The organism is Protofrankia sp. CiP1_Cm_nod2 (genome assembly GCF_920664355.1).
GTDB lineage: Bacteria > Actinomycetota > Actinomycetes > Frankiales > Frankiaceae > Protofrankia.
The window spans coordinates 1-10,896 of the sequence record NZ_CAKKTL010000089.1; the positions used below are offsets into that span (position 1 = coordinate 1).

7 protein-coding genes and 2 pseudogenes are annotated in these 10,896 nt (G+C 69.7%); 6 read left to right on the plus strand and 3 right to left on the minus strand.

All coding sequences use genetic code 11. The features are described 5' to 3' along the window. Positions 1–77: 77 nt before the first annotated feature. A pseudogene (locus tag NBW84_RS11930) lies at positions 78–1,169 on the minus strand (diflavin oxidoreductase); the annotation flags it as partial. 56 nt (positions 1,170–1,225) lie between these two features. After that, positions 1,226–1,621: a hypothetical protein gene (locus NBW84_RS11935; RefSeq protein WP_250284552.1), complete on the minus strand. Its 396-nt coding sequence runs from the start codon at positions 1,619–1,621 to the stop codon at positions 1,226–1,228. A 292-nt stretch (positions 1,622–1,913) separates the two neighbouring features. Between NBW84_RS11935 and NBW84_RS11940 the strand changes: the two genes are divergently transcribed. Beyond that, a complete protein-coding gene (locus NBW84_RS11940) occupies positions 1,914–3,080 on the plus strand; it encodes a Fic/DOC family N-terminal domain-containing protein (protein WP_250284553.1) in 1,167 nt (388 codons plus the stop codon). A gap of 260 nt (positions 3,081–3,340) precedes the next feature. On the opposite strand, the gene NBW84_RS11945 is transcribed toward NBW84_RS11940, so the two are convergent. Further along, entirely contained in the window at positions 3,341–4,921 is a 1,581-nt protein-coding gene (locus tag NBW84_RS11945; protein ID WP_250284554.1) for a methylmalonyl-CoA mutase family protein, read from the minus strand. Between the two features lie 546 nt (positions 4,922–5,467). Between NBW84_RS11945 and NBW84_RS11950 the strand changes: the two genes are divergently transcribed. The 5 genes and pseudogenes from NBW84_RS11950 to NBW84_RS11970 form a co-directional block, all read left to right on the plus strand. Next, on the plus strand, positions 5,468–6,568 hold the full coding sequence (locus NBW84_RS11950) for a hypothetical protein (protein WP_250284555.1): 1,101 nt from the start codon (positions 5,468–5,470) through the stop codon (positions 6,566–6,568). 291 nt (positions 6,569–6,859) lie between these two features. After that, the gene (locus NBW84_RS11955) at positions 6,860–8,344 is read left to right on the plus strand and encodes an HNH endonuclease signature motif containing protein (protein ID WP_250284556.1); all 1,485 of its coding nucleotides are present in this window, start codon (positions 6,860–6,862) and stop codon (positions 8,342–8,344) included. 575 nt (positions 8,345–8,919) lie between these two features. Beyond that, complete coding sequence (locus tag NBW84_RS11960) at positions 8,920–9,762, plus strand: purine-nucleoside phosphorylase (RefSeq protein ID WP_250284557.1); 843 nt, start codon at positions 8,920–8,922, stop codon at positions 9,760–9,762. Between the two features lie 9 nt (positions 9,763–9,771). Continuing rightward, positions 9,772–10,092 (plus strand): hypothetical protein, encoded by a 321-nt coding sequence (locus NBW84_RS11965; RefSeq protein ID WP_250284558.1) that lies wholly within the window; start codon positions 9,772–9,774, stop codon positions 10,090–10,092. Positions 10,093–10,187: 95 nt separating this feature from the next. Further along, positions 10,188–10,896, plus strand: a pseudogene (locus NBW84_RS11970) (phospho-sugar mutase); the annotation flags it as partial.

The window sequence follows — 10,896 nt, forward strand, 5'->3', positions numbered from 1 at the left end:
CTCATGTGGGGAGTTTCTTCCAGCAGCTTTACACCGATGCTGAGCGCAACAACTCCAGCACCAAACATCCAGTGGAATCAGTAGACGTCGCGGACGTAGCGGTTGTCGGTGGCGAGTTGTCTGATGTAGGCGGCGGCTTCCTCGGGGTCGAGGTTGCCATGGGTGGTGGCGATGTCGCGGAGTGCCTGATCGACGTCTTTGGCCATGCGGGCGGCGTCGCCGCACACGTAGACGCAGGCGCCGTCGCGCAGCCACGCCCACAGGTGCGCGCCATGTTCCCGCATGCGGTCCTGGACATAGATCCTGGCGCGTTGGTCGCGGGAGAATGCAAGGTCAAGGCGGGTGAGGGTACCAGCGGTGGAGAGAGCTTCGAGTTCGTCGGCGTAGTAGAAGTCGGTCGCACGGCGTTGTTCACCGAAGAACAGCCAGTTCGGCCCGCGCGCGCCGCGAGCCTGGCGCTCCTGCAGGAAGCCCAGGAACGGCGCGACGCCGGTACCCGGGCCGATCATGACAGCCGGTACGCCGTCGTCGGCGGGCGGGCGGAAGTGCGGCGAGCGTCGCAGGAACACCGGCACCGGGTGGCCGGGGGCCGCGTCGGCGAGGTAGGTGGAGCACACGCCCTTGCGGGGGCGGCCGCGGCTGCCCACGAAACGGATGACGGAGACGGTCAGGCTCACCGCCGCCGGCTCCACCAGCGGCGAGGAGGAGATCGAGTACATCCTGGGCTGCAACCGTCCGAGCACCGCCAGCCAGTCGGTGACGCCGGCCCGCACCGGGTGTTCGGCGAGGACGTCGCCGGCCTGGCGGCCCCACATCCACTTCGTCAGTTCGAGCTTGTTGTCGGGGCGCAGCAGGGTGCGCAGCCGGGCGTCGCGGGTGCGTTCGGCGACGAAACGCAGCAGGTCCGGTCGGACGGTGGTGATGTCCAGCCGGTGACGCAGCGCCTCGACCAGCGGCATCGGCTCGCCCACGTCGACGACGGTGTGGGGGTCCAGGCCGGTGGCGGCGAGCCACTCGTCGACCAGATCGGGGCAGTTCGTCGGCCAGACCCCCAGGGTGTCGCCGGCGGTGTAGTCCAGCCGGCTGTCGGTCAGGTCGAACGTGAAACGCCGCACCTCCTTGGCCGAGCCGGCCAGGCTCAGCAGCCGGTTGCCGACCAGCGGTGCCGCCCGCTTCGAGTACACATGATCGATGGGGGTGTCCAACAACTGCGCGAGAATCGGCGCTAACGCAAGCGCAGGGCACGGATGAAGCGGGTGGCTTCGGGGCGGATGGATGCCGGGACGCGCAGCATCTGGGGGCCGGCGGGGGTGGCCAGGGGGATGACGATCAGATCACCGTGCTTGCGCCCCTGCGACGCCGACACCACCCGCCGGTCGAAGGCGACGTCGAAGTAGCCGCCGGGCCGGGGAAAAGGCGCGACGACCAGCAGCCGGCGGGTGGTGAGCAGAATCCAGCGGGACGCCCCGAGGCGGTGCCCGATGAACCGTTCGGCCCGCGCGGTGAACGCGCCCGGGCCGGCGGGGTCGGTGAGCCGGCCCCGGAGCACGACCTCGGTGAACTCCCCCGGCTCCAGCGGAACCTCCGGCGGGCGGGCCTTCCGCGCTGGATGTATACGCATACCGTCCAGCCTTCCACCCCGAACACCGTCCGCGCGGGAGCGTCTCCGACGTCCACGCGACGCCGCCCCTGATGCCCGCCCGGACGAACACCAACCGCCGCTCGGCCCGGGCCGAGCTCGGCTCGGCGTTGTGGTACTTACCGACCGCTGGCGGATCCTTGTGATACCAAACGGCCCCTTGGGAATCACAATGGCTCTCGCGCCGTGATACTTACTGACCACTGGCGTAGCCTTGTGATACCAAACAGGCCTGTAGGTATCACAAGGACTTCCGGATGGTAGGTAAGTATCAGTGCGACGCGAGGCCTTCGCCACCGGCCAGCAGCGCCACATCGTCCGGGCCGAACGCGGTTACCTCGCCTTCGTCCCGCCGCCGCTGCCCCCTGCTCTCGACCTCGACCGATCCCTGATCAGGCTGCTCTCGGACGCCGACCGCGCGCTGGGGGAACTCGCCGGCGCCGGCCGGACGCTGCCCAACCCGCGGCTGCTGGCCCGGGCGCTGGTCCGCCGGGAGGCCGTGCTGTCCAGCCGGATCGAAGGCACCCAGGCATCCGTCTCCGACCTGGTGCTCTTCGAGGCGGAGCAGCCGGCCCGGAGCGACGGCGCGGACGTCCGGGAGGTGTTCAACTACATGGCCGCGGTCGAGCACACACTCGACCCCGACCGTCGGCTTCCGCTGAGCGTCCCGTTGCTGCGGGAGGCGCACGCCATCCTGCTCAGTGGCGTCCGCGGAGACTACGCGACCCCGGGTGACGTCCGGCGGAGCCAGAACTGGATCGGGGCGCCCGGCTGCACCCTCGACACCGCCACCTACGTCCCGCCTCCCCCGGAACGGCTGTGGGAGTGCCTGGACCTGTTCGAGAAGCACCTGCACACCGACCACGACCTGCCACCACTGGTCACGATCGCATGCGCGCACTACCAGTTCGAGGCCATCCACCCGTTCCTCGACGGCAACGGGCGGGTCGGCCGACTCCTGGTCGTCCTGCTGCTGGCTGAATGGGGACTGCTCGACACGCCCATGCTGGACATCTCGGCCTGGATCGAACCGCGGCGCGACGAGTACTACGCCCATCTGCTGCGGGTCTCCACGCACGGGGAGTGGGCAGGATGGGTGGAGTTCTTCCTCCGCGGGGTCGCCGAACAGGCCCGGGACGCGGTGCGGCGTTCCACCGCGCTGCACAACCTGCGGAACGACTACCGCGCCCGGGTCAGCACCGCGCGCTCGTCCGGGCTGCTGGCGGCGCTGGTGGACGCGCTGTTCGACATACCGGCGCTGACCGTCAGCCGGGCACGGCGCATTCTCGACGTGACGCACCGTTCCGCCAGTCTGAACGTCGCGAAGCTGGTCGAGAGCGGAATCCTCACCGAGGTGCCCGGGCGAGCCCGCAACCGCCTGTTCATCGCGGACGGCATCCTACGGACGATCGAGGGAGAACCGGACACGTCCGCCCGGTAGCACCCCTGGGCCGGTCGCCCCGGCAGGGCCGCCGACGCCGGCTGGCGTTGTGATACTTACCTATCACCGACGCAGCCTTGTGATACCTAACAGCCCGGTAGGTATCACAAGGCCGCTGTCACAAGGCCGCCGGGGTTTCGCCCACGCCTGGTCGCCGGGATGTGGGCGCAAGCCCGGCAAGGTCGAGGAGCCGCCGCGTACCCGGAGGGTACGCAAGGTGACGAGAAACGCCGCCGGGGTTCCGCCCACGCCCGGCGAGGTCAGAAGGCGTCGGCAGGGTGGTAGATCCCCCAGACCGAGCGCAGGGCGTGGCAGACCTCGCCGACCGTGGCCCGGGCGCGCAGCGCCTCCTTCAGTGGGTAGAGGACGTTGTCGGTGCCCTGCGCGGCGGCCTTCACCGCGTCCAGATGGCGGGTCACCTCGGCGTTGTCGCGGTCGGCGCGCAGGGTGGCCAGCCGGGCCGACTGGTCGGCCTCGATCGCCGGGTCGACCCGCAGCGGGTCGTACTGCTCCTCCTGCTCGGCACGGAAGCGGTTGACGCCGACCACGGTGCGTGAACCGTCCTCGATGCCCTGCATGACCGCGTAGGCGGAGTTCTCGATCTCGCTCTTCTGGTAGCCCTGCTCGATCGCGGCGACGGCTCCGCCGCGCTTCTCGACCTGCTCCATGAGCTCGCGGGCGGCCTGCTCGACATCGTCGGTGAGGGCCTCGACCGCGTAGGAGCCGGCGAACGGGTCGACGGTGGCGGTGATGTCCGTCTCGTAGGCGAGCACCTGCTGGGTACGCAGCGCCAGGGTCGCGGCCTTGACCGTCGGCAGGGCGATGGCCTCGTCGTAGGAGTTCGTGTGCAGGCTCTGGGTGCCGCCCAGCACGGCGGCGAGGCCCTGTACCGCGACCCGGACCAGGTTGACCTCGGGCTGCTGCGCGGTGAGCTGTACGCCCGCGGTCTGGGTGTGGAAGCGCAGCATCATCGACTTGGGGTTCGTCGCGCCGAAGGTGTTCTTCATCACGTCCGCCCAGATCCGGCGGGCGGCGCGGAATTTCGCCACCTCCTCCAGCAGGGTCGTGCGGGAGACGAAGAAGAAGGACAGCCGGGGGGCGAACTCGTCCACGGCGAGCCCCGCCTCGACGGCGGCCCGGACGTAGGCGATGCCGTTGGCGAGGGTGAAAGCGATCTCCTGCGCGGGGGTGGCCCCGGCCTCGGCCATGTGGTAGCCGGAAATCGAGATCGTGTTCCACCGGGGGATCTCGTTGCGGCAGTACGCAAACGTGTCGGCGATCAGCCGCAGGGACGGCGCGGGCGGATAGATGTAGGTACCGCGGGCGATGTATTCCTTGAGGACGTCGTTCTGAATGGTTCCGGTGATCTTCGAGCCGGGGACGCCCTGCTCCTCGGCGACCAGCTGGTATAGCAGCAGCAGGACGGACGCCGGCGCGTTGATGGTCATCGACGTGGAGACCTTGTCCAGCGGGATGCCGGCGAAGAGCACCCGCATGTCCTCGATCGAGTCGATCGCCACCCCGACCTTCCCGACCTCGCCGTGAGCGATCGGGTCGTCGGAGTCATAACCCATCTGGGTGGGCAGGTCGAACGCGACCGAAAGCCCGCCGGTGCCCGCGGCGACAAGCGAGTGATACCGCTCGTTGGACTCCCTGGCGGTGCCGAAACCGGCGTACTGCCGCATTGTCCACGGCTTGCCGGTGTACATGGTCGGGTAGACGCCCCGGGTGAACGGATACTCACCGGGTGAACCCAGGCGCTCCGTCAGGCCCGCGGGCAGATCGGATGCACTGTAAACCGGCTTGATCGGCTGGCCGGACTCCGACAGACGCTCGCTCATGGCCAGATCGTAGGGAAACCCGGCCCACTCATGCGCGATTCTCACGCCGGGTTCACCGCCGTCACGGCAACGGCCTGACGGGATCGCCGACGGGATGGACCACGAGATGGCCGACGAAGCGGCAAGGAGCACGGCTGAACCACTCCGGATCACTCCCGACGCGCCAGCCCGCGCCCGGCGAGGACCGGCAGACCGGAGGTGACCGCGGCCAGATGACCACAGCGAGGGAGCCGTCGGCTTCAGGGACCCGCCTCGCCGCTCCCGTCGCCCCGAGGCGGCCTCGCCGGCCGAGGGCGACCGGGTGGCCACGCCCCGCGGCAGCCGCCCGGACCCAGCCACAAAGCAGGCAAAAGCGATTATTTTTATCGATGTCAGCCAGGAAAACACACATGCGCCCACGATTACGTCTACCGTTGATGGAAAGACTCCACGGCGCACGCCACCACCGGCGGAACCGACGCGCGGCCGCGCGGGTTCACGCTACCCGGCCGGCGCGACCCGCCGGGAGTCCGATCGGTTGTTTCCAGGACGGGAACGGGGCTGCCCATGACCGGCGACACCATAACCCAGTTGACCGTCGAGACGATCAGGGCGGAGCTTGTCGCGCTCTCGGCGGGACCGGGTTTGAACGTCGAGAAACTCAGGAGCTCGCCTCTGGTACGGCTGCTGCCCCCGGCACCTGGAGAATGGTCGGACGACCAACGCGCCGCCGCATTACAGAACATCATAGTCGAGTGCTGTCACGCCATCCCCCAGGAAAAACTGCGGACCGGTGCCCAGATCGGTTTCAACATTGACGGCGAGAATCCGGGTGAGCCGTCCCTGACGGCCCGGATCGACGCACTCGCCCGCCGCCGGGGCCGACACGAGCGAACCGTACGGGAATGGTTCTACCGGGGGACCGTCGAGGCCGCGCTCCTGCTCAGGCAGCGGGTCGCGGAGCTCAGCGCCGGTGCCGGCTGGCAGGACTACCTGGCCGGCAGCGGTGCGCCGGGCCTCCTCGACGCCAGCCGGCCGCGGTTTCTCCTTGACCGGGCCGAGCTGCTGGTACGACTTTCCGGCCGGATCCCGACGGAAGTGCTGATATTCCGGTCCCTGGTCGCCCTCGACGACGGGATCGACCACTACGTGGCGACCACCCGCTATCACAGCGACCCGCGACCCGAGGTGATCTCCGTCGAAGCGCTGGCGAACTGCGCGGTCCGGCGCTCCACCTTCATCCCGAACGGGTACGAGGTGACCGAGCTCGAGTTCTCGGCGGCGCTTTCCCCCGGCGACCGCGTTTCCTTTGTGTACCGGCTGCGCATACACACCGACCGCGAGATGACACCGGTCCTGAACTACACACCGAAAGAGCAGCAGAACAGCCGATACACGGTACAGCTCCAGTTCGACCCGACGGTACCACCCGTCCGCGTCTGGTATTTCAGCGGCGTGCTCGGCCCGGAGGCCCGGCTGCATCCGGACGACGAGGAGCACTGGCTTGTGCCGAGCAGCCTCGGATACGTCCGCAAGGACTTCGTCGAGCTTTCCCGCGGGCTCCACTACGGGGTGGCCTGGGACTGGCCCCGGGTCCCGGGTGGCCCAGCCACCCGGGACCATCCGGACCACGACTTCCGCCCCGCCGCCGGCCCCCCGGGCCGCTGACGCACGATCATGACCAACCGTCGGCCACCAGGCACCGGCCCGGCGCAACCGGACTTTATAGATCATTATGGATGCCTCTCGTATGCGGTCTGCGTCCTGCGCCTGTGCGGAGGGCCGGGAGAGCGATCGTCGTCAGGGGTGAAAATGTCCATATAAGCGACTATACTCGTACATATGTTCGATACCAGGGTGGGCGACCCAGCCCCGGCTGGCACGGCGGTTCCGGCCCCGCCGCCAGCGCCGACGGGCCGCGCCGAGTGCGGTGGCCCGCCAGCGCTGGCGGGCTGTGACATGGCCGGCCGTCTGCCGGTGGTGGCCTCCTGTGACTCGGACGGCTGCCTGTCCCTGATGGCCGCGGTGCGGCGGCGGATCGCCGGGCTGGAGGCGGTCATGCTGCGTGCCCAGGCCCGTCTCGCCGCGTTGCGGCCCACCCCGCCCGGGGAGGGGAACCCGGCCGGGCCGGGGTGGGCCGCGGAGGAGATCGCCGCCGAACTCGCCCTGTCCCCGGCCGCTGCCGCGGCCAGCGTGGAGCTTGCGGTCACCGTCGTCGACCGGCTGCCGGCCACCCTGGCCGCGCTGGAGACCGGGGCGATCGATCTGGGTCGGGTCCGCGCGGTCGCCGAGACAACCGCCGCCCTGTCCGCAGACAAAGCCGCCGCGGTCGAGCGGAAGGTGCTGGCCCGGGGTGGGCGGGGCAGTCCCAGCCTGTTCCGTCAGGCGTTGCGCCGGGCCGTTCTCAGCGCCGACCCGGACGGCGCGCGGCGACGGCACGCCCACGCCCGCAAAGGTCGGGAGGTGCAGCTTCGTCCGGCCGAGGACGGGATGGCCGAACTGTGGGCGTTGCTGCCCGCCCTCGACGCCCAAGCCGCCTACCAGCGCCTCGATGCCCTCGCCCGCGCGGTCGCCGACCCGGACGAGCCCCCTGGCATGACCATCCCCCACACCGGCCCGGACGAACGCCCCAGCATGGACGCCCGCCGCGCCGACGCCCTCGTCGACCTGCTCCTCGGCCGCGACCGGGGAGCTGAGGTGTCCGTGGAGGTCGGGATACTCGTCTCCGCCGCGACCCTCGCCGCGGTCAGCGACACCCCCGGGGAACTCGCCGGCTACGGGCCGATCCCCGCAGAAACCGTCCGGGAGCTCGCCCGGGAGGCGACCTGGCGGCGGATCTTCACCGACCCCGCCCAGGGCGACCGGCCGATCGAGGTCGGCCGCCGCTTCCCCGCACCCGGCCTCGCCCGGCTGCTGCGCACGCGGCAGCGGACCTGCCGTTTCCCGGGCTGCCGGAAACCTGCCCAGTTCTGCGACCTCGACCACATCCAGCCGCACAGCGCCGGCGGACCCACCAGCGAAGAGAATCTACTGACCTTGTGCCGGCGCCACCACAGGGCCAAACACGAGGGCGGCTGGACGGTTCAACGCACCGACGGTGACACCGCGATGTGGACCAGCCCGACCGGACGGGTCTACCCCAGCATCCCCGAACCCTGGGACGTCGAGCCCGCCGGGCTCATAACTCGGAGGTCAGACAACGACCCCGTCTCGCAAGCAGGATCCCCGCGAGCAGACATTCCCAGAACGCGCAACACGGGAACGGATGCCTCCACAGCAGGAATATCGAGAACGAGCGCATCAGCAGCTCCAGGAGCCCCGGGGACGGACACGTACAGCGGGGGAGGTACCCACGGCGTGAGAAAAAGGGCCGGCGCCCACGGTCCGGACACGGACAGAACCAGACGGGACAGCGTTCTGGATCTCGGCTCACCACCCTTCTGAGATCGCTTCACCGCCGCTTTCCAGAGGCGTCCTACCACCCGCCTGTGGCATCCACGTGGGCAGCGACCCCGGCTATGGCACCTCTCGATGATCATAATGGCCATGGCATTCTCGACAGTCTCGACGCCGGACGCTCAGACACCGAATATTCAGCAGCATCAAGGGGCCGGATGACCCGGAGGCCCGAGCCGATCGAGACAGGCGCAGCGAGATAGCCGCAGAAGGCGCTATCCGATGCCGCGAATTATTCCTCTACATAATATTTTCAGGGCTCCGAGCGATGACAGTTTCCGTCTACTGATTCGACCGTATGGGTGGTGGTGCCGTGGGATGAGCGAGGGGCCAGGCCGTGGAGGGTCAGTACCTCGGATGCCTTCGATATCACCCCAAATATGGGTAAACCGGGCGGCTTGCGAATCAGAGCGGCGGATCAGGGCTGCGGAGCGAGTCAGAACAGCAAGTCACCGTCAGGGCAGCAGGCCAGCGCAGCAGGCCAGCGCAGCAGGCCAGCGCAGCAGGCCAGCGCAGCAACGGAGCGGAACACGCCGGGGCGGGACCGAAGCTAGAGTCACCACATGCGGGACACCATTGCCGTGCAGACGGCTACTGGGCCGGGTGCGCAGGCCGCTGCGGAGGCGACGGCTGCCGCGGCGCGGCTGGCCGAGATCACAGGTGTCGGACGGCACGACATCGCCATCGTGCTCGGCAGTGGATGGCTGCCCGCCGCGGACGTGCTGGCCGCGACCGGCACAGTGACCGGCGAGGTGGCCGTCGCCGAACTCGCCGGTTTTCCGCCGCCGAGTGCCCCCGGCCACGCCGGGACGGTGCGCTCGGTTGCCCTCGGTGGACGTCATCTTCTGCTGTTCCTCGGCCGGGTCCACGCCTACGAGGGCTATCACCCCCGGGTCGTCGCCCATGGTGTCCGCACAGCCTGTGCCGCGGGTGTGTCCACCGTGGTGCTCACCAACGCCGCCGGCGGGCTGCGCGAGGACCACACTGTCGGCCAGCCCGTACTGATCTCCGACCATCTGAACCTCACCGGCCGTTCACCCCTGATCGGGCCGCAGTTCGTCGACCTCACCGACGCCTACTCCCCGCGGCTACGCGCGCTGGCGCGAGCCGCCGACCCGGCCCTCACCGAAGGGGTCTACGCGGCGCTGCCCGGGCCGCACTTCGAGACCCCGGCCGAGATCCGGATGCTGCGGACGCTCGGCGCCGACCTGGTCGGCATGTCGACCGTGCACGAGACGATCACTGCGCGGGCCGAGGGCGCCGAGGTGCTGGCGCTGTCCCTGGTGACCAACCTGGCCGCCGGCATGACCGACGAGCCGATCGACCACACCGACGTGCTGGCCGCCGGCGCCGAGGCGGCCGGACGCATGGGCGCACTGCTCGCCTCGATCATCACCAGGCTGTGATCGGTCGAGATGGACGGCGTCCGCCGGGACAACACGTCCATCAGGATGGCCGCGCCCGCCGGGAATGTCGTGTCCGTCAAGAAGGCCGTGTCCATCGGGAAGGCCGTGTCCATCGGGAAGGCCGTGTCCGTCGAGAAGGCCGCATCCGTCGAGAAGGCCGCATCCGTCGAGAAGGCCGCATCCGTCGAGAAGGCCGTGTCCGTCGAGAAGGCCGTGTCCGTCGAGAAGGCCGTGTCCGTCGAGAAGGCCGCATCCGTGGGGATGAGCGTGCGGGTCCTGGGGCAGGCTGGTGAACTGGTCATGTTGGATGAACGTGCCCATCGGGGATGAACGTGCACGCTGTGGATGACGCGGGCCTCCCGGACCTGTTCGCCCGGGCCCGGCGGTGGATCGCCGACGATCCCTGGCCGGCCGACCGGGCCGAACTGGCCACTCTGGTCGACGCCGCGCTTACCACTGGTGACCTCGAAGCCCTGCGTGAACGGTTCTCCGGTGCCCTGCGCTTCGGCACGGCCGGGCTTCGTGGGCCGCTTCGCGCCGGCCCGGCCGGGATGAACACCGCGGTCGTCCGACGGGCGGCGGCGGGCCTGGCCACCTGGCTGCTCGCCCGACAGCCCGGCATGGACGCTTCGGCCACGACAACCAGATCACCATCAGTAACGCCCGCGGATACCGCGCCGACCGGCTCGGGGACGCCACCGGACGATGATCGTCCACTTCCGCTGGTTGTCGTGGGGGCGGATGCCCGGCATGGCAGCGAGCGGTTCGCCCTCGACAGTGTTCGGGTGCTCGCCGGGGCGGGGGTGCGGGCGGCCCTGCTGCCTGTCCCGGTGCCCACGCCGGTGCTGGCGTTCGCCGTCCGCCGACTCGGCGCGGACGCCGGCATCATGGTCACCGCAAGTCACAATCCGGCGACCGACAACGGCTACAAGGTGTACCTGGGCGCACCGTCCGGCGACCCGGCGAACGGGGCGCAGATCGTCGCTCCCGTCGACAGCGAGATCGAGACGGCGATCGATGCCGTCGGGCCGGCCGCGTCCCTTCCCCTCGGTGACGGCTGGATCCGCCTTGGCGTGGAGATCCACGACAGTTACGTGGCGGCGGCCGCGACCACCATGCGGACGGATGGCACCG